13 protein-coding genes and 1 riboswitch are annotated in these 18,400 nt (G+C 60.5%); of the genes, 2 read left to right on the top strand and 11 right to left on the bottom strand.

All coding sequences use genetic code 11. The features are described 5' to 3' along the window. Positions 1 to 10: 10 nt before the first annotated feature. On the bottom strand, positions 11 to 1,015 hold the full coding sequence (gene ltaE, locus HKK53_RS28535; RefSeq protein WP_169373523.1) for a low-specificity L-threonine aldolase: 1,005 nt from the start codon (positions 1,013 to 1,015) through the stop codon (positions 11 to 13). Between the two features lie 198 nt (positions 1,016 to 1,213). Then, positions 1,214 to 1,384, top strand: a riboswitch (FMN riboswitch). Positions 1,385 to 1,487: 103 nt separating this feature from the next. On the opposite strand from ltaE, the gene HKK53_RS28530 reads away from it, so the two are divergent. Further along, positions 1,488 to 1,997: a 6,7-dimethyl-8-ribityllumazine synthase gene (locus HKK53_RS28530; RefSeq protein ID WP_123514347.1), complete on the top strand. Its 510-nt coding sequence runs from the start codon at positions 1,488 to 1,490 to the stop codon at positions 1,995 to 1,997. A gap of 118 nt (positions 1,998 to 2,115) precedes the next feature. Here HKK53_RS28530 and astE read toward each other — a convergent pair whose 3' ends face one another. The 7 genes from astE to HKK53_RS28495 form a co-directional block, all read right to left on the bottom strand. After that, complete coding sequence (astE, locus tag HKK53_RS28525) at positions 2,116 to 3,126, bottom strand: succinylglutamate desuccinylase (RefSeq protein WP_169373522.1); 1,011 nt, start codon at positions 3,124 to 3,126, stop codon at positions 2,116 to 2,118. Between the two features lie 12 nt (positions 3,127 to 3,138). Beyond that, positions 3,139 to 3,426 carry a hypothetical protein gene (locus tag HKK53_RS28520; protein WP_010457234.1) on the bottom strand — a complete coding sequence of 96 codons (288 nt, stop codon included), beginning with the start codon at positions 3,424 to 3,426 and terminating at the stop codon, positions 3,139 to 3,141. Between the two features lie 51 nt (positions 3,427 to 3,477). Beyond that, positions 3,478 to 4,824 (bottom strand): N-succinylarginine dihydrolase, encoded by a 1,347-nt coding sequence (astB, locus tag HKK53_RS28515; protein WP_169373521.1) that lies wholly within the window; start codon positions 4,822 to 4,824, stop codon positions 3,478 to 3,480. A 166-nt stretch (positions 4,825 to 4,990) separates the two neighbouring features. Then, on the bottom strand, positions 4,991 to 6,460 hold the full coding sequence (astD, locus tag HKK53_RS28510; protein ID WP_169374306.1) for a succinylglutamate-semialdehyde dehydrogenase: 1,470 nt from the start codon (positions 6,458 to 6,460) through the stop codon (positions 4,991 to 4,993). Beyond that, on the bottom strand, positions 6,457 to 7,482 hold the full coding sequence (astA, locus tag HKK53_RS28505) for an arginine N-succinyltransferase (protein ID WP_133837982.1): 1,026 nt from the start codon (positions 7,480 to 7,482) through the stop codon (positions 6,457 to 6,459). Before astA ends, astD begins: the two co-directional genes overlap by 4 nt. Before the next feature lie 61 nt (positions 7,483 to 7,543). Further along, positions 7,544 to 8,563 (bottom strand): arginine/ornithine succinyltransferase subunit alpha, encoded by a 1,020-nt coding sequence (aruF, locus tag HKK53_RS28500; RefSeq protein WP_169373520.1) that lies wholly within the window; start codon positions 8,561 to 8,563, stop codon positions 7,544 to 7,546. Between the two features lie 137 nt (positions 8,564 to 8,700). Beyond that, the gene (locus tag HKK53_RS28495; RefSeq protein ID WP_123514338.1) at positions 8,701 to 9,921 is read right to left on the bottom strand and encodes an aspartate aminotransferase family protein; all 1,221 of its coding nucleotides are present in this window, start codon (positions 9,919 to 9,921) and stop codon (positions 8,701 to 8,703) included. Between the two features lie 307 nt (positions 9,922 to 10,228). On the opposite strand from HKK53_RS28495, the gene HKK53_RS28490 reads away from it, so the two are divergent. Next, positions 10,229 to 15,274 (top strand): leucine-rich repeat domain-containing protein, encoded by a 5,046-nt coding sequence (locus HKK53_RS28490; protein WP_169373519.1) that lies wholly within the window; start codon positions 10,229 to 10,231, stop codon positions 15,272 to 15,274. A gap of 15 nt (positions 15,275 to 15,289) precedes the next feature. Here HKK53_RS28490 and argR read toward each other — a convergent pair whose 3' ends face one another. From argR to HKK53_RS28475, 3 genes are all read right to left on the bottom strand, one after another. Continuing rightward, positions 15,290 to 16,270: a transcriptional regulator ArgR gene (gene argR, locus HKK53_RS28485; protein ID WP_054044763.1), complete on the bottom strand. Its 981-nt coding sequence runs from the start codon at positions 16,268 to 16,270 to the stop codon at positions 15,290 to 15,292. A gap of 224 nt (positions 16,271 to 16,494) precedes the next feature. Next, complete coding sequence (locus tag HKK53_RS28480) at positions 16,495 to 17,259, bottom strand: ABC transporter ATP-binding protein (protein ID WP_123407318.1); 765 nt, start codon at positions 17,257 to 17,259, stop codon at positions 16,495 to 16,497. A 27-nt stretch (positions 17,260 to 17,286) separates the two neighbouring features. Further along, on the bottom strand, positions 17,287 to 18,399 hold the full coding sequence (locus HKK53_RS28475) for a M14 family metallopeptidase (protein WP_169373518.1): 1,113 nt from the start codon (positions 18,397 to 18,399) through the stop codon (positions 17,287 to 17,289). Position 18,400: the final 1 nt, after the last annotated feature.

Genomic DNA, 18,400 nt, shown 5'->3' with positions numbered 1-18,400 from the left:
GCTAACGCGGTCAGTTGCGCGAAAACTCGACGAATGTAGCGATCACCTGCTCGATTTGCGCGCGGCTGACGTCCATGTGCGTGACCATCCGTAGACGCCCAGCGGCGCTCAACTTGATGCCGCGCTCGCCAGCAAACACCTTGATCGCCTCGGCCTGGTCGCCCATGGCGACGTACACCATGTTGGTCTGCACCGGCTCGACTTCATAACCGGCTTTACGCAGGCCTTCAGCGAGAAATTGCGCATTGGCGTGGTCGTCGGCCAGGCGCTGAACGTTATTGTCCAAAGCGTACAAGCCTGCGGCGGCCAGGAGCCCGGACTGGCGCATACCGCCGCCGACCATTTTCCGCAGGCGCCGCGCCTTGGCGATGAATTCGACCGAACCGCACAACACCGACCCAACGGGCGCGCCCAGCCCCTTGGACAGGCAGACCGAAACCGAATCGAAATGCTGGGTGATTTCCCGGGCATCGACACCCAGCTTGACCGCGGCGTTGTAGAGGCGCGCGCCGTCCAGGTGCAAGGCCAGACCCTGTTCACGGGTGAAGGTCCGCGCCCGAGCCAGATACTCCAGCGGCAGGACCTTGCCCTGCATGGTGTTTTCCAGGGCCAGCAAACGGGTGCGGGCGAAATGGAAGTCGTCCGGCTTGATCGCCGCGGCCACCTGGGCCAGGTCCAGGGAACCGTCAGCCTGCACTTCCAGCGGCTGCGGCTGGATCGAACCGAGCACGGCCGCCCCGCCACCTTCGTACTTATAGGTGTGGGCTTGCTGGCCGACGATGTATTCCTCGCCACGCTCACAGTGCGCCATCAACCCCAGCAGGTTACTCATGGTGCCCGTCGGGACAAACAGCGCCGCGGCGAAACCCAACCGTTTTGCCAGTTCAGCTTCCAGACGATTGACCGTCGGATCTTCGCCATACACGTCGTCACCGGTGGCCGCTGCAGCCATGGCGTCGAGCATTCCCTGGGACGGTTGGGTGACGGTGTCGCTGCGAAGATCGATAACGCTCATGAATCTGGCCTCGGTAAGCAGGGGAAAATCCCTTTCTAGGTTGAGTTACTGCGGTCATGACGACGAATAATCAACCCTTGGGCGGAGAAAAGGCGTTTTGTAGCTTCGGAAAACTCGATATCAATCATCAGAAAGCAGCAATGCGCACGCAGGAAATATGTGTTAAAAACGCTTCGCCGCCAAACAATTCTGGCGGCAAAACGTTCTCAGGGCGGGGTGCAACTCCCCACCGGCGGTAATTGCGCGCAATGCGCATAGCCCGCGAGCGCTTGGCGACAGCACGGCTTCGGCGGTGACTGGCGGCAAGGTCAGCAGACCCGGTGTGATCCCGGGGCCGACGGTCATAGTCCGGATGAAGAGAGAACGGGATTGGCGCCAAAGGGCCGTTTGCACGCATTTTTTGCGAGCCTGCGTACCCTTAAATCCCATTCGATTCATAAGCCCTGTTTTTCACACAAACAGGAACCAGAACATGCAACCCACCGCAATCGACAGCAAAAGCAAAAACCATCAGGGCGAGCGCGTTGCGTTCATCCAGGCCTGCTGGCACAAGGAAATCGTCGACCAGAGCCGTAAAGGCTTCCTCGCCGAAATGATTGCCCAGGGCTATCAGGAGTCGGACATCGATTTCTTCGAAGTCGGCGGCGCCTTTGAAATCCCGTTGCACGCCAAGCTGCTAGCCAAGTCCGGTCGTTATGCCGGCATCGTTGCCGCGGGCCTGGTAGTGGATGGCGGCATCTACCGTCACGAATTCGTCGCCCAATCAGTGATCAGCGGCCTGATGCAGGTGCAGCTGGAAACCGAAGTGCCGGTGTTCTCGGTGGTCCTCACCCCGCATCACTTCCATGCTGGCGAAGAACATCAGAAGTTCTTCTTCGAGCATTTTGTGCATAAGGGCCAGGAAGCGGCGAAGACGTGTGCGGATACGCTGCACAAGACGCGGGCGTTGCGTCGTAGTGAGCCACGCGCAGTAGCGGTCTAGTCAATGATCGTCCCCACGCTCTGCGTGGGGATGCATCCCGTGACGCTCTGCGTCACATCCAGAGCCGAACGCGGAGCGTCCGTGGCGGCATTCCCACGCGGGGCGTGGGAACGATCAGTCAGGCGAGGTTTTCGTCGCTGGTCGGCACAATCAGGATGCCGGCGCGCAGGCCGTTCTTGACCTTGGGGTTGGGGAAGATGATCCGGGCGCCCTTCTCTTCGATGATCCAGCGGGTCTGGGCGATGTCTTCGGCCAGTACGTAACCCACTTCCAATTCCGAAAAGTTCTCAATGTCCGCTGGCAGGTTCAAGCGGAAGCTGTCGCTGTGCTTGATGATTTCCCGCGCCACGCTGAACAGCTGCAAACCGTCCAGCGACGCTTCGGCCACGGGCGGCTCGCTGCCTTCGATGATCTGTTTGAGACGGGTTTCCAGCAGATCGACATTGACCCCGTCGTTCTGCCCGAACGGCCGGGCCTTGCCCAATTCGAGGGTGAAAGCCTCGGCACCGAGTTTGTCGTAGGTGTAGGAACTGAACACGATGGATGGCTTGTTCTGCAACAGCACCGCTTCCATGCCAGCGGCGCGCAGGCGCGCCAGTTCCAGGCGCGAGTGCTGGCGGCCTTCTTTCCACGGGTAGAGCGCGAACTGCTCGATCTTCGAACCACGAATCGCGGTGTGCAGGTCGTAGTGCAGACGGGCGCGGTCAGACAGGCTGAAGAAACTTGCCGCCAGTCGCTCGAGCTCACAGGCACGCAGAGCTTCGGAACCGCTGCTTTGTTCGTGACGGCCATTGAACAGCCGATTGACGTCTTGCTCGATGTAACGCTCGCCGCGACGGATCGCCTCGGGGTTACCGAACAGGAACAGAATACGTGCGCGCGGCTTGAGGTCGCCGCGGGCGATGTCATGCAACAGGCGATCGAGCAATTCGATCGGCGCTGTTTCGTTGCCATGGATACCGGCCGATAGCAGTAGGTCCAGGCCATTGTCGCGCGCTTCGGGTGGCCGGACTTCCAGCGCACCTTCGCTCAACCAGCGCATGCGCACGCCTTCGACAGTCAGTTGAGTCTTCTCCGCCGGTTCGCGGCCGGCGAGGGTCAGTTCAAGCAGTTTGCCGAGGGCGAGCATAGAGCGATTTCCTTAGTGGTCGTGTGCGCAATCCGGGCCGTGCACGTGGTCTTCGTCACCGACTTCGGCCGGTTCCATTTCCAGTTGCAGACTTACCAGATTAGTCGCCAATGGGCGCAGCAGCAGGTTTGCGTATTCGGCGTCGCCTTCTTCGACGTCCACGCCGATCAGCAATTGGCCACGGCCGTCTTGCTGGATCCACAGCTCTTTGCCTTGCCACAGGACCGCGACGCGGGTGCAGGAAGTTTCCAGTTGCGTGCCGTCGGTGTCTTCAAGGATCAGCTGCAGGGTATCGCTCATGTTTTTTACACTCTCGTTTGGAGATAAAAGCGGCGCCAGGTGCGCCAGCCTTTAATTGATCTGGAATGGATAAACCGCGCCCAGTTTAAGGATTTGCGTCAGTTCATCCAGTGCCGTCCGGCATTCAAGCAGCAATTGCGGGTCCGCCAGATCGTTTTCGGTCATGCGGTCGCGGTAGTGCTTGTCGACCCATTCGGTCAGCGTGCCGTACAACGGTGCCGTCATGATAACCCCTGGATTGACCGCCGCCAGTTCGGTTTCGTTGAGGGCCACGCGAAGTCTCAGGCAAGCCGGGCCACCGCCGTTCTGCATGCTCTGTTTGAGGTCGAAGACTTTTACTTCGCGGATCAGCCCGCCAGAGCTGGTCAAACCTTGCAAGTACTGCCAGACGCGCTCGTTGCCACGGCATTCTTCCGGCACGATCAAGAGCATCGAGCCGTCAGGACGCGACAGCAGCTGGCTATTGAACAGGTAGGACCGAACCGCGTCTTCCACGGTGACCGCCGAACGCGGAACACACACAGACTGAAATTTCCCACCGACTTTGGCGAGTTTTCCGGAAAGCTCGGCCAGCATCTGTTCAGTGTCGAGGAACGCGTCCTCGTGATAGAACAAAACCTCGCCATTGCCCACGGCGATCACGTCGTTATGGAACACGCCCTGATCGATCACCGACGGATTCTGCTGCGCATAGACCACGCCGTCATCGCTCAAACCGTGCAAACGCGCAACGGCCTGGGACGCTTCGAGGGTCTGGCGCGCCGGGTATTTCTGCGGTGCCGGGTAACGGTTATCGAAGGCGCTGCGACCGAACACGAAGAACTCGACGCCGGCTTCGCCATAGTCACGGCAGAAACGGGTGTGGTTGGCCGCGCCTTCGTCACCGAACTGCGCCACGGCTGGCAAGGCGGCGTGGTGAGCGAAGTGCTTCTGATCAGCAAACATCGCGCCCAGCACGCGGCTGGTGGTCGGGTGTTCGATGCTGCGGTGGTATTTGCAGTTCAGGTTGGCGGCGGTGAAATGCACGCGGCCATCGGCAGTGTCGGCGCTTGGGCTAACGGTGGCGGCGTTGGCCACCCACATGCTCGAGGCCGAGCAACTGGCGACCAACAGCGGCATCGCTTCTTTGGCTGCCTGCTCAATCACCTGGGCGTCGGTGCCGCTAAAACCCAAGCGGCGCAGTGCGGCGACGTCCGGACGTTCTTGCGGTGCCAGCACGCCTTGCTGAAAGCCCATTTCCATCAGCGCTTTCATTTTCGCCAGGCCCTGCAACGCCGCTTCCTTCGGGTTCGAAGACTGCTGGCTGTTGCTCTGGGACGCGACGTTGCCGTAAGACAGGCCGCCGTAGTTATGGGTCGGCCCCACTAGACCGTCAAAATTGACTTCATAGGATTTCATCAGCGAGGCTCCACGAGAATCTGTTTTTATAGGCATCTGGTAACAATTCAGTAAGACCGCGTCGCGGCGTTCGCGGGCAAGCCTCGCTCCTACGGGATTTGTGGTGTGTGCCGATTATGCGGACGCCACAAAACCTGTAGGAGCGAGGCTTGCCCGCGAATGGCCGTTACGCCATCCGCACGCCGGGCGTCAGCGCAGCAGGCATCACCAGGCTCGGCGTTTCCAGCGAAGCCACCGGGTACGCGCAGTAATCGGCCGCGTAGTAGGCGCTGGCGCGATGGTTGCCCGAGGCGCCGACGCCGCCGAATGGCGCGCTGCTGGCAGCACCGGTCAGCTGCTTGTTCCAGTTGACGATCCCGGCGCGGCTTTCCAGCCAGAACTGCTGATAACGCGCTTCGGAATCCGACAGCAATCCGGCGGCCAAGCCGTAGTCGGTGTCGTTGGCTTCAGCAATCGCCGCTTCAAAATCAGCGTAGCGGATCACTTGCAGCAACGGGCCGAACAGCTCTTCGTCAGGACGATCGGCAACGGCGCTAACGTCCAGAATGCCTGGGGTCAGCAACGCCGCCTGAGCCTGAGGCTGAGTCATTTCCAGCAGCGAAACGGCGCCGTTGGCCAGCAGATGTTCCTGGGCTTCCATCAGCGCTTTCGCCGCGCCAAGGGAAATCACCGAGCCCATGAACGGCGCCGGCGTTTGATCGAACGCGCCGACTTCAATGGTCGAACTGACCGCCACCAGCCGCGCCAGCAACGCATCGCCCCAGGCACCTTGCGGCACCAGCAAGCGACGGGCACAGGTGCAACGCTGACCGGCGGAAATGAACGCCGACTGGATGATCGTGTAGACGGCGGCTTCAACGTCAGCCACTTCGTCGACGACCAATGGGTTATTACCGCCCATTTCCAGCGCAAGGATCTTGTCCGGGCGACCGGCAAATTGTTGGTGCAGATGATTGCCGGTACGGCTGGAACCGGTGAAGAACAACCCGTCGATCCCCGGATTGGCCGCCAGGGCGATCCCGGTTTCGCGAGCGCCTTGCAGCAGGTTCAACACACCCGCCGGCAAACCGGCTTCGATCCAGCACTTGACCGTCAACTCGGCGACTTTCGGCGTCAGCTCGCTCGGCTTGAACAGTACGCTGTTACCCGCCAGCAGCGCCGGCACGATGTGACCGTTGGGCAAGTGCCCCGGGAAGTTGTAAGGGCCGAATACCGCGACCACGCCGTGCGGCTTGTGACGCAACACGGCGGTGGCGTCGCCCAACGGGCCGCTCTTCTCGCCGGTACGCTCACGGTAGCTCTGCACCGAGATGGCAATCTTGTTGATCATGCTGGTGACTTCAGTCGCCGACTCCCACAGGGGTTTGCCGGTTTCTTCACCGATGCAGCGCGCCAGTTCGTCAGCGTGATTTTTCAGCGCGGCGGCAAAGGCTTCGAGCACAGTAATGCGCTCGTCCAGCGTGCGGTGGGCCCAGCCCGGGAACGCCTGACGCGCGGCTTGCACGGCGGATTCGACCTGGGCGGTGGTGGCGCCTTCGCCAGTCCACAAGACTTGTTGGGTTACCGGGTTCAGCGATTGAAACGCTTCCCCCTGGCCAGCCAGCCATTCACCTGCGATGTATAGCGAATTCATTATTTCGACTCCCGAGCAGCGGACAACGGCACGGCGCGCACTTGATCGCCAGCGTTGAGTTGAAGACGTTTGGCGGTCAGCGGATCGACCACCAGCGTACCGGCGGCGAAGCGTGCGGGTGCGGCAGTGATCCGGCAGTCTTCGCGCTTGCGGTTGTGAATCAGGAATGGCGTGGCGTCATCACCTGGCGTACCGATGGCCAGCACCAGTGCCTGGCTGTCGCGGACTGCGCGGATCTTGCCTGTTTCGCATTCCACGGCCGGGCCAGCGTCGAAGATATCGACATAACCCTGATAGCTGAAGCCTTCGCTCTTGAGCATCGACAAGGCCGGTTCGGTGTCCGGGTGAACCTGGCCGATCACGTTGCGCGCGTCTGGCGACAGGAAGCAGGTGTACAGCGGAAACTTCGGCATCAGTTCGGCGATGAACGCCTTGTTGCCCACGCCCGTCAGGTAATCCGCCTGGCTGAATTCCATCTTGAAGAAGTGCCGGCCCAGGCTTTCCCAGAACGGCGAACGCCCGGCCTCATCGGACACACCGCGCATTTCGGCGATGATCTTGTTGCCGAACAGCTGCGGGAATTCAGCGATGAACAGCATCCGCGCCTTGGCCAACATGCGGCCGTTGAGGCCGCTGCGGTAATCGGCGTGGAGGAACAGCGAGCACAACTCGGAATTGCCGGTCAGGTCGTTGGCCAGGAACAGCGTCGGGATTTCGCGGTAGATGTTCAGCTCTTGCGAAGCGCTGACGGTCAGGCCGACCCGGAAGTTGTACCAAGGCTCACGCATGCCGACCGCGCCGGCGATGGCGGAAATGCCCACCACACGACCGTTGTCGTCTTCGAGCACGAACAGGTAATCCGCATCGCCCCGCCCGGCTTCGCCACGGAAGGTTTTCTCGGCCCAGCCGACCCGATGGGCCAAGCGCTCTTCGTTGGCCGGCAAGGTAGTCAGGCCGGTGCCGGTGCTGCGGGCCAGGTCGATCAGAGCGGGTAAATCGCTGCTGCGTACGGGACGAACGATCATGCTATCTCCTCAAACGGGCCGCTTGCGCCACCCGCGAAACTCTCAGCTTTTATAAGCAGGCTTAAACCGCGACCAGGCGCACGCTGGCACCTTCACCGACGCCCAGGGCTTCGGCCGCTTCCAGATCCAGGGTCACGGGTTTGCCCGGCGCGTAATCGAGCTCGAGCAACACGGCGCGGTAATCCTGCAACTGGGCGTTGGCCACCAGGTACTGCCGACCGGCGCCTTTGACCGGCTCGCCGATTTTCACCGGGACCACACGGCTCTGGGCGATCGAACGGATCCCCGAGACGCGGGCATGCAAGGTCGGGCCGCCGTCGAAAATGTCGATGTAGTGATCGGTCTCGAAGCCTTCGCGCATCAGGATGTCGAAGGTGATCTGCGCACGCGGGTGCACCTGGCCCATCGCTTCTTGCGCGGTGTCCGGCAGCAATGGCACGTAGATCGGGTAGTGCGGCATCAGTTCGGCGAGGAAGGTCCGGCTCTTCAGGCCACACAGACGCTCGGCAGCGGCGTAGTTGAGGTCGAAGAAGTTGCGACCGATGGCGTCCCAGAAAGGCGAGTCGCCATTTTCATCGCTGTAACCGACTATTTCGGTCACCACGGAATCGGCAAAGCGTTCCGGATGGCTGGCGACGAACAACAGGCGGCCACGGGAGTTGAGTTCCGCCCATGGCGAACCCACCAGCTCCGGCTTCACGTAGAAACTGGTCAGCAAGCTGTTGCCGGTCAGGTCGTGGCACTGGGAGAGCACGTGGATCTTGTTATGAATCTTCAGCTCGCGGGAAGCGTGCACGAAGGTTTCATTACGGAAGCTGTAGAACGGCTCGGAATAACCGGCCGAGGCGACGATCGCCGAGCAGCCCGCCAGTTTGCCGGTGGCGCTGTCTTCGAGGACGAAGAAATAGCTCTCTTCACCGTTGAAGCTGACTTCAGCGGAAAACGACGCTTCGCTCGCGGCGATCTTGTCGCTCAGGCGTTCAACGTCATCCGGCAAGGAAGTGACACCAATCGGGCTGTCCGCAGCCAGACGCTGTACCTCGCCCAGATCAGCCATTTGCGCGGGGCGCATCACCAGCATGGTGTCACTCCTTTCTCTAACTCTTTTTGGGGGAAATAAGCCGGACCCTTGCAGGAGCGAAGCTTGCTCCTACAGAAAAGCGGGTCCGGCATAAAAATTGGGATCGACGCCTGAATCGTCAGGCGTCGAAGGGTGGATCAGGCTTGCGTCAGTTTGGCCGCAGCGCGCTCGAAGCGGTCCAGGCCGGCATCGATGTCCGCGTCTTCAACCACCAGGCTCGGCGCAAAACGAATCACGTCCGGGCCGGCTTGCAGGATCATCAGGCCTTCACGCTCGGCGGCATTGAAGATGTCCTTGGCCTTGCCTTTCCAGGCATCGCTCAGCACACAGCCGATCAACAGGCCCAGGCCACGTACCTGGGTGAACAGGCCGTACTTCTCGCCGATCTGCTCCAGGCGCGCCTTGAACTTGTCGTGCTTGGCGTTGACGCCGGCCAGCACTTCAGGGGTGTTGATCACGTCGATTACGGCTTCAGCGACAGCGCACGCCAGCGGGTTACCGCCGTAAGTGGTGCCGTGGGTGCCGACGACCAGGTGTTTGGCCAGGTCTTCGGTGGTCAGCATCGCCGCGATCGGGAAACCGCCGCCCAGGCTCTTGGCGCTGGTCAGGATGTCCGGGGTCACGCCGTAATGCTGGTAGGCGAACAGCTTGCCGCTGCGGCCCATGCCGGTTTGCACTTCGTCGAACACCAGCAGCGCGTTGTGCTCGGTGCACAGCTCGCGGGCGCCTTGCAGGTAAGCCAGTTCGGCCGGCATCACGCCGCCCTCGCCCTGGATCGGTTCCAGCACCACGGCGCAGGTCTTGTCGGAAATGGCCGCTTTAAGCGCCGCCAGATCGTTGTAAGGCACGTGGGTGATACCGGTGATTTTCGGACCGAAGCCGTCGGAGTACTTCGACTGGCCACCGACGTTCACGGTGAACAGGGTACGACCGTGGAAGCTGTTCAGCGCGGCGATGATTTCGTACTTCTCGGTACCGAAACGATCGAAAGCGACGCGACGGGCCAGCTTGAAAGCGGCCTCGTTGGCTTCGGCGCCGGAGTTGCAGAAGAACACGCGCTCGGCAAAGGTGGCGTCGATCAGCTTATGGGCCAGGCGCAGGGCCGGCTCATTGGTGAACACGTTGGACACGTGCCACAGCTTGTTCGCCTGTTCGGTCAAGGCACCGACCAGCGCCGGGTGCGCGTGGCCCAATACGTTAACGGCAATCCCGCCGGCGAAGTCGATCAGCTCGCGGCCAGACTGGTCCCAAACGCGGGAACCGGCACCACGCACTGGGATGAATGCGGCAGGCGCGTAGTTGGGAACCATTACCTGGTCGAAATCGGCGCGTTGTACCGCAGCGTGCTCAACGGACATCGGAGTCTCCTGAAGAGGAACACTCGCCTGAAACTGGCGAGCGATGAGGGGATTGTAAGGACAGTTTTCAGCCCGGCCTTGCCGCCAAGCGACAACTTCTTATAGCGCAAACCCCGGTTTCAGCCGGGTTTACGGCAATGCGACATATACCGTCGCAAAGGCGCAGTTTAAACCGATGCGCAGGATTAGCGGCAGCGCGCGCGACATTAGATTTCAGGCCGTCGAGGGAGGTGCGGTAACTATGTACCGCACCCTGGCTTTTTATTTCGGGTCTCCTTGCATCCCCGACATGTTTAAGGACGAACCCGTGGATCCATCGCTTGCTTCACACACTGCGACGCCGCTATGGCCGCAGCACCCGGACAGCCATTACGCGCACCTGGCCACCGCCCTGCCCCAATGGCTGATCAAGGCGTCCGCCAACAGACGCGCGGCCCTGGGCAATGTCCGACCGCACCTGCGGGGCGCGTTTCGCAACGCCTCGACCGGCCAGCATGCGGTGCTGAAAAGGCTCAATGGCGCTTACTGGACCGCACAGAACCAGGTCGACCAACGCCTGGAACACCTCAAGGATGCTCACGCGTTTGGCGAACCCTTGCTGCGCGATGCGCTGAAAAAGCGGTTCGCTCTGGATCTGGACGTGAAGGCCACGTTTTTGCGGCTGTACATTCCGGCGACCATTCCCTGGCTTCCGATCGGTTCAGGCGCCGCCCGCAGCTGGACCGTGTCGTTGCTCGATGCGGCCCTGCATAACTTCGAAGCTTCGGAAACCGCAGGCGACGCCTATGAACCTGACTCGACCTTCATCACTGAGCCGACAACTGTCGGTCAATTCGAAACCCTGGGGCACATCAAGGATCGCCTGACGATTGCAGCGTTTATCCGGTTGTGCCGCGAACTGGATATTGGCGGGCAATACCAGGCCTGGCTCGAAGATAACCTCGGCGTGAACAATGCGGTTGTCGATGCCGTGTTGCGCCCACAGATCAAGGACAGTCAAAAAGCCGCCCTGCGCATGGCCCTGGAACTGGCGCTCATTCACAAGGACACGCTGAGTGAGAACGCCTACCTCTCCATTCTGGGCGTGGTGAATGGCGTGCAAGGCATGCTGCTCGACGGCAAACCCTTGCTCTGTCACGACCTGACGCTGATGTCTGCGCGGCTGACCGGCATCCTGCTGTTCGCCCCGGACCTGGAACTCAATCGCAATGCGGTGCGCGTCGTGGCCTACATCCCCGACGATCCCGAACACCCGATCAAGGAGTACCCGTCCACCGGGCACTTCATGCAGGACCTCAGTCAAAAACTGCGATCGAGCAGCTACCAGCAGTTCTTCAGCCCATTCGTCGCTCACCAGGACCGCGGCTACTTTTTCAGCCAACTGAACGACCGACTGACCCACATCACCTGGCATCAGCACACGCCTGGCGACCCGCTGCCCTCCTGGCGCGAGACAGCCGCCCCGCACACCAACCTGCAATTCGCCGCCACGCTGATCACCGCCGACCTCTGGCAACACCTGCACGACGCCAAGCTGAACAAAATCCTCAATGACGCGCGCACCCTGGCCGTCTCGACCGCCAGTGCCGACCGAAAAGCACGCTGGGAACTGTGGGATTCGTTCAGCAACGTCGCCGCCACGTTGCTACAGATCGCCTCGTTCGTGGTGCTGCCGTTCGTGCCTTTCCTCGGGGAAATGATGATGGCCTACATGGCTTATCAACTGCTCGACGAGACCTTCGAAGGCATTGTCGATTGGAGCGAAGGGCTGACCCGGCAAGCGCTCGAGCACACACTTGGCGTGATCGAATCACTGGCCCAGCTCGGCGTATTCGCAGCAGGCGGTAGCCTCGGTGCTGGAGAGTTTCGCAAAGTGCTGCCAAAGGAATGGATCGATTTTATTGATCGCTTTACCCCCGTGAAGACAGCCAACGGGCCCACCCGTTACTGGAACCGCGACCTGACCCCCTATGAACAGAACATCACCCTCGCGACTGATAGCAAACCCAATGAGCTGGGCCTGCACGCCCACGCAGGGAAAACCATCTTGCCCCTGGAAAACAAACACTATGCCGTGACCTACGACACACAGGTCGGGCAGTATCAAATCGAACACCCGACGCGCCCCGATGCTTATAAGCCGCGGCTGGAACACAACAACAATGGCGCCTGGCACACACAACTCGAAAAACCTCTGACCTGGGACCGTGACACGCTCTTGCAGCGCCTGGGGCATCTCGCCGATTCGCTCTCCACCAGCGAACGCGAGCAAGTGCTGAAGATCAGCGGCCATCACGAAAACGCCTTGCGACGAATGCACGTCAACAACGCGCCCCTGCCACCGCTGGTGGCCGACACGCTCAAACGCTTCAAGATCGACAAGGACATTCAGACGTTTATCGGGCGAATTGGCAGCGAGCATTCACAGATCTGGCAGACGGCGGATCGCCCGACCCAATTGCAACTGCTGACCACACACTTCCCGTGGCCTGAAAACAAAGCGCTGCGATTGATCGACAGCGAAGGCAGGGTAACGTGGCAAAGCGCAAATGCCATGACTCGCGGTGCACGCTTGCACGATATACCCGCCAGCAGCGCTGACGTGCTGACAACAGCACTGCAATGCCTGAGTGACGATGAATTGAAAGGACTGTTCGACGAACCATTTGGCACGCCGGCCCTGGCGCTCGAGGCACGCGCGAACAACCTCAGAAGCCGCCTGGCACAGGTCGCATTCGATCAACAACGCTCGCTGTTCGCCGCGCGCTACCGGGCGATGGAGAGCAAGACCGACCCATTGACCCAACGCCTGATGGACATCTTTTCAGGCTTGCCAAGCAGTGTCGCCGAAGAACTGTTGAACACCGCCAGTGGTAGCGAGCTGGACATGCTGGAAAAGGGCACGATCACCCCCAGACTCCATGAGCTGGCAAGCTGGACACAACAATACGTCCGCGCAGTGCGTGCCCGCGAGGGCCTGGAACTGTCGTCGCAGAACAATCCGGATACCGACCGACTGGCCCTGCACTCGCTGCCGCACCTGCCGGGCTGGTCCGGCACGGTTCGAATTGACGTCAATCGTTATTCATTCAGCGGGGAAACCATCGACACCATCGGCAACCCCGGGGCATCGGTACGCAAAGTGCTGGTCCATCGGGTGGACGGGGATTACCAGGCCTATAACGACATCGGTGAGGAACTGTCCGGCGGCGACGATCTCTACGATGCACTGCTGCGGGCATTGCCCGACAGTGAGCGCAACGCCTTGAACCTGAAAACAGGACAAGGCTCGACGCTGAAACAATTGCTCGGTGAACATGCGCTGGGCCACGAAGAACTGCAAAAGATTCTGTTACAGCACCCGCTGCGCAAACCCCATTACGACCCCAAGGTCATGCGCCTGCCCGGTGGGGCGGATTATCCTTACCGCCACCCCGGCGCCACGTCATTGCAAGACCAGGTCAGGGACCTTTACCCCGCCTTCACCCAGGAAGAAGCGGAGCGTTTCGCCCTGGCATTGCAACGTCATCCCTCTGGGCCGCGAATCGAACTCTCAAGACTCATCGACGAATACACACGATTGCAGAATGGCCTGCGCATCTGGTGCGCCGCCACGCCGCCCTATCACCCCGAAACCGGCGTCCCGTTAACAACCCGGCAACTCACCGCCTCCAGACGCAACCGCGCCCTGCTCGCGGATGAACTGCAACGCTGCTGGCGCCACGAAACCGCACTCAATGACGGCGATCAGGACGCCGGTGATCGTGGCTATATGTTCAGGTTTACCCGTCCCATCATTGGCGAGTTGCCGACCTTGCAAGCGGACTTTAGCCACGTGGCCTACCTGACCCTGGAAGGTGGCGAGGCGACACGCGGCGCCCATGAGTTCCTGCGTCACTTCACGGGAACGCGGCGCATGGAGGTGCGCAATATTCCATTAGGCACGTTGCCGGACGTCCTGCCCTGGTTGCCGAATCTCAACCAACTGATCATGAGCAATTGCGCGATCACACTGACCGCCGAATCCCAGGCGACACTGTCATCCTTGAGCCAGATGCGAACGCTGGAGCTGTACAAAAATCCGTTGGGCCGGGTATTCAGCGTCGAGGCCATGCCACAGCTGGACTACATCGATCTGGGTGAAACCGGTATTTCCAGCCTTCCCCCCGGGCTCCTTACCCGTCCAACCCTCAAAACCGCGATTTTCTCTGACAATCAATTCACCACACTGCCTGCGCAAGTGTTCGAACTGCCCGCGAGCAAGGCCGAGGGTTACGACTTCGGTGACAACCCACTTTCTGCCACCACACGAAACAAGGTGAAAGCCTATTTCCAGATGACCCGTGAAGATTTGGGCGTTTATGCACCGCAAGCCGATATGGAACGCGTTGTTGCCCTGTACCCGACCCTGGACCGCGAACAAGCCAGCTCATTTTTGTATGATTTGCCGGGCACGCTGCAGGCTGGTCGAGCAGAACTCACTCGACTGGAAACCGAATACACCACCCTGAGCGACACCCTGGCCGCCTGGACTGGCGACATACCCGCGCGTCATCCGGTCAGCGGCGTGCCCTTTAGCGCCCAGGAAATACTGATCGAGCACAGCACCCGGGATGAAGTTAAAAACATCATCGAACAAGCCTGGCGCCGGGAAACCGAACTGGATGATTTCAATGAGACCCTGGAGCCGTCCCACGAGCTGGCCCTGGCCGCGATCATTACCGGTGACTTGCCGGCCCTGAGTGCAGACTTCAGCCACATTTCCCACTTGTACCTGCACAGTCATGCTGGCCTGACGTCAGTCGCCGATGGTTTTCTCAGGTGCTTCCCCAAGCTCAAGGGCCTGACCATCCGCCATTACCGCCTGGGCCACCTTCCGCAGACGGTGTTCAATATGGGCGAACTGGAAGCGTTGGTGCTGCCTGAGTGCCAACTCAGTCTGACCGCAGAGACGGTATCGGCGCTGGCCGGGATGGAGCGCTTGAACTTCCTCGACCTGAGCAACAACCCGCTGACCCTGGCTCCCGACATCAGCCAGATGCCGGACCTGGCCACGCTGATCCTTCATCACTCGCAAATTACCGAGCTTCCGCCCGGGCTGCTGACATTGAAGACGCTGGACATTGCCAATCTGCGGCATAACGCGATCCGGGAAATACCCAGCGATATTCTTGAGCTGCCGATGGAAACAGCCGAGTGCATCGACCTGCGGGGCAATCCGTTTTCCGAACAAAGCCTGCAACTGCTGCGGGCCTACTTCAAGCAAAACGGCACCGATTTTGGCATTGATGAGATTATCGAAACCGCCGAGATGGAGGTGTCCGATTCGGACGACTCAGAAGTGGAGCAGTAACGCTGCGGAGTGAAATCAACCGCGTTCCGAGGGCACCGACGACAATTCGAACGGGCTGCTGCTACGCCGCTGGTTGCGATCTTCCCGCGGCGTGGCGCCGAAGAAATTGCGGTAGGCGCTGGAGAAATGCGGCCCCGAAGAGAAGCCACAGGACAGGCCGATCTGGATGATCGACTTGCTGGTTTGCATCAACATCTGCCGCGCCTTGTTCAGGCGCAGTTCCAGGTAGTACTGGCTCGGCACGCGGTTGAGGTATTGCTTGAAGATCCGCTCCAACTGCCGACGGGACACGCACACGTGCTGAGCGATTTCGTCGGTAGTCAGGGGTTCTTCGATGTTGGCTTCCATCAGCAACACCGCCTGGGTGAGCTTCGGATGGCTGGAGCCGAGGCGGTTTTGCAGCGGAATGCGTTGACGTTCGCCACCCTCGCGGATGCGTTCGACCACCAGTTCTTCCGAGACTGCACCGGCCAGTTCGGCGCCGTGGTCGCGGGCCAATACCGCCAGCAGCAAGTCGAGCACCGACAGGCCACCGCATGCGGTCAGGCGATCACGATCCCAGTCGAACAGATGACTGGTGGCGATGACTTTCGGGAAACGTTCGGCGAAATCATCCTGCCAGCGCCAGTGCACGGCAGCGCGATAACCGTCGAGCAAACCCAGTTGCGCCAACGGGTAAACACCGGCGGACAACCCACCGATCACACAACCGGCGCGCACCAGTTGTTTGAGCGAACTGCTGAGGGCCGGCGCGAGTGCGGTCGGCGGCTCATCGGCGAGCAGAAACAGTTTCTGGAAGTTTTCGAGCTTGCCGGCCCACGGCTCACCCGGTAATTGCCAGGCGCCTTCGGTCGGCGGTTCGGCCTGCAAGAACGACAGTTCATAGACAACGTCCGGATGCACACGCTGGGCAACACGCAAGGCCTCCTCAGCCAGCGCAAGCGTCAGAGCTTTAGTGCTGGGCCAAATCAGGAAACCAATTCGATGGGCAGTCATGGGCGGGCGATCCGAAGCGAAAACAGTATTAAAGGCATGGGCCAATGCTAGCCCGAAAATGAACGCAAATCTTGAAACCCTACAAGAGCAGGCTTGTCACCCCCCACTGTAGGAGCTGACGAGTGAAACGAGGCTGCGATCTTTTGATTGTAAAAATCAAGATCAAAAGATCGCAGCCTCGTTTCACTCGTCAGCTCCTACAGGGTGCGCAACGGGAGTTCGGTTTACTTCAGGCTACCCGAGAGGAATTGTTGCAAACGTTCGGACTGTGGATTGACCAGCACTTCACGCGGGTTGCCGCTTTCTTCAACCACACCTTTGTGCAGGAACACCAGTTGGTTCGACACTTCACGGGCGAAGCCCATTTCGTGGGTCACCACCACCATGGTCCGGCCTTCCAGCGCCAGGGCCTGCATGACTTTCAGCACGTCGCCGACCAGTTCCGGGTCCAGAGCCGAAGTCGGTTCGTCGAACAGCATTACCTCGGGTTCCATCGCCAGCGCACGGGCAATCGCTACGCGCTGCTGCTCGCCGCCGGACATGTGGCCCGGGTAAGCATCTTTGCGATGGGCCACGCCAACCTTGTTCAGGTAGTGCTCGGCTTTCTCGCGGGCTTCGGCCTTGGTCATGCCGAGCACGTGGACCGGCGCTTCCATGATGTTTTCCAGCGCGGTCATGTGCGACCACAGGTTGAAATGCTGAAACACCATCGACAGGCGCGAACGCATGCGCTGCAGCTGTTTCGGGTCGGCAGCCTTCAGCGCGCCGTCCTTGTTCGAAACCAGTTTCAGCTCTTCGTTATTGAGCAGGATCTTGCCCGCGTGCGGCTGTTCAAGCAGGTTGATGCAGCGCAGGAAAGTACTTTTGCCGGAGCCACTGGAGCCGATGATGCTGATCACATCGCCAGCCGCCGCTTTCAGGGACACACCCTTGAGCACTTCGTGACTGCCATAGCGTTTATGCAGGTCTTGGACTTCAAGTTTGTACATGCGGTCGGTTCTCACAAAAACAGTCAGTCAGTCGTTGAGCAAGCGCCCGTGACGCAGCGCTTCGCGCCCCGCCACCTTGGCCAGCCAGAAACCGGGTTGGGCATAACGTAGCCGTTCAATGGCAAACAGCACCCCGGACGTACCAGCACACACCGTGCTGACCCGATCGGATAAAGGATCGATCACTTCAAAAATCTCGTCGCCAGCTTCCACCCACTCACCGGGCTTGCGCAAAAAGCTCACCACGCCAGGGTGCGGCGCGAACAGCAATTCGGTGCCTTCGAACGGCACGCCTTCGCAGGCTTCCTGCGCCGGTTTCGGCCATTCGCCGCTGATCAGACCTTGCTCGGCGAGGAACGCCAGAATGCCTTCGGCGTGGAATTCGGCTTGCGGGCGACCGGTGTCGGCCTGCCCGCCCAGCTCGATGGTGGTCGCCAGGCACGCCAGTGGAATCTGCGCGTCCGGGAACAGCCGCGACAGACGCAGCCACGACAGTGAACAGGCTTCATCGAAGGAACTGCCGCCGGAATCTTCCGCCAGCAACCCCACTTTCACATCCAGGTGCGCAGCCAGCGAACGCCATTGCGGCCAATGCTGCGGCAAGGCGTACATGTGCAGCGCGGCCTCGGCATCGCAATGCAAATCCAGCACTACGTCGGCGGTGCAGGCATGGCTGAGCAAGATGCGCTGCATGCCTTGCAACTGGCTGGCAGCCGGAGGCAACGCGGCCAAGGTGTCGCTCATGGCCTGGCGGATCAAATGGATATTGGCGTGAGGATCATCCCCCAGATGCCCGTCCACCGCCGCGGCCACTGGCGCGCTGAGCTCGACGAAATCCCGGTTGAAGTTCTTGCCGCTGCCCGCTTCGAAACGCCCTTGATGATTGCCTTGCAGCAGTTGACCGAGGCCCAGAGGGTTGGCCACTGGCACCAGTTCGATCACGCCGTTGAGCAAGCCTTGGGCTTCGAGTTCGGTCAGGCGCTTTTTCAGCTCCCAGGCGGTACGCATGCCCGGCAGTTCATCGGCGTGCAGGCTGGCCTGGATGTAGGCCTTGCGCTCGCCCTTGCCGAAACGGAACACCGAAATCTGGCGTTCGCTGCCCAGGTGGCTCCACGGCAATGAATGATCGATGCGTTCCATA

This window comes from Pseudomonas sp. ADAK7, assembly GCF_012935675.1.
Taxonomy (GTDB): Bacteria; Pseudomonadota; Gammaproteobacteria; order Pseudomonadales; family Pseudomonadaceae; genus Aquipseudomonas.
This window is presented reverse-complemented; position numbering and strand designations above follow the sequence as displayed.

What these genes read in the sequence shown, in the direction of transcription:
- astA (WP_133837982.1), bottom strand. Translation starts at nt 7,482, where the DNA reads ATGATCGTTCGTCCCGTACGCAGCAGCGATTTACCCGCTCTGATCGAC.
- ltaE (WP_169373523.1), bottom strand. Translation starts at nt 1,015, where the DNA reads ATGAGCGTTATCGATCTTCGCAGCGACACCGTCACCCAACCGTCCCAG.
- astB (WP_169373521.1), bottom strand. Translation starts at nt 4,824, where the DNA reads ATGAAATCCTATGAAGTCAATTTTGACGGTCTAGTGGGGCCGACCCAT.
- HKK53_RS28480 (WP_123407318.1), bottom strand. Translation starts at nt 17,259, where the DNA reads ATGTACAAACTTGAAGTCCAAGACCTGCATAAACGCTATGGCAGTCAC.
- HKK53_RS28520 (WP_010457234.1), bottom strand. Translation starts at nt 3,426, where the DNA reads ATGAGCGATACCCTGCAGCTGATCCTTGAAGACACCGACGGCACGCAA.
- HKK53_RS28495 (WP_123514338.1), bottom strand. Translation starts at nt 9,921, where the DNA reads ATGTCCGTTGAGCACGCTGCGGTACAACGCGCCGATTTCGACCAGGTA.
- HKK53_RS28475 (WP_169373518.1), bottom strand. Translation starts at nt 18,399, where the DNA reads ATGGAACGCATCGATCATTCATTGCCGTGGAGCCACCTGGGCAGCGAA.
- argR (WP_054044763.1), bottom strand. Translation starts at nt 16,270, where the DNA reads ATGACTGCCCATCGAATTGGTTTCCTGATTTGGCCCAGCACTAAAGCT.
- HKK53_RS28530 (WP_123514347.1), top strand. Translation starts at nt 1,488, where the DNA reads ATGCAACCCACCGCAATCGACAGCAAAAGCAAAAACCATCAGGGCGAG.
- aruF (WP_169373520.1), bottom strand. Translation starts at nt 8,563, where the DNA reads ATGCTGGTGATGCGCCCCGCGCAAATGGCTGATCTGGGCGAGGTACAG.
- astE (WP_169373522.1), bottom strand. Translation starts at nt 3,126, where the DNA reads ATGCTCGCCCTCGGCAAACTGCTTGAACTGACCCTCGCCGGCCGCGAA.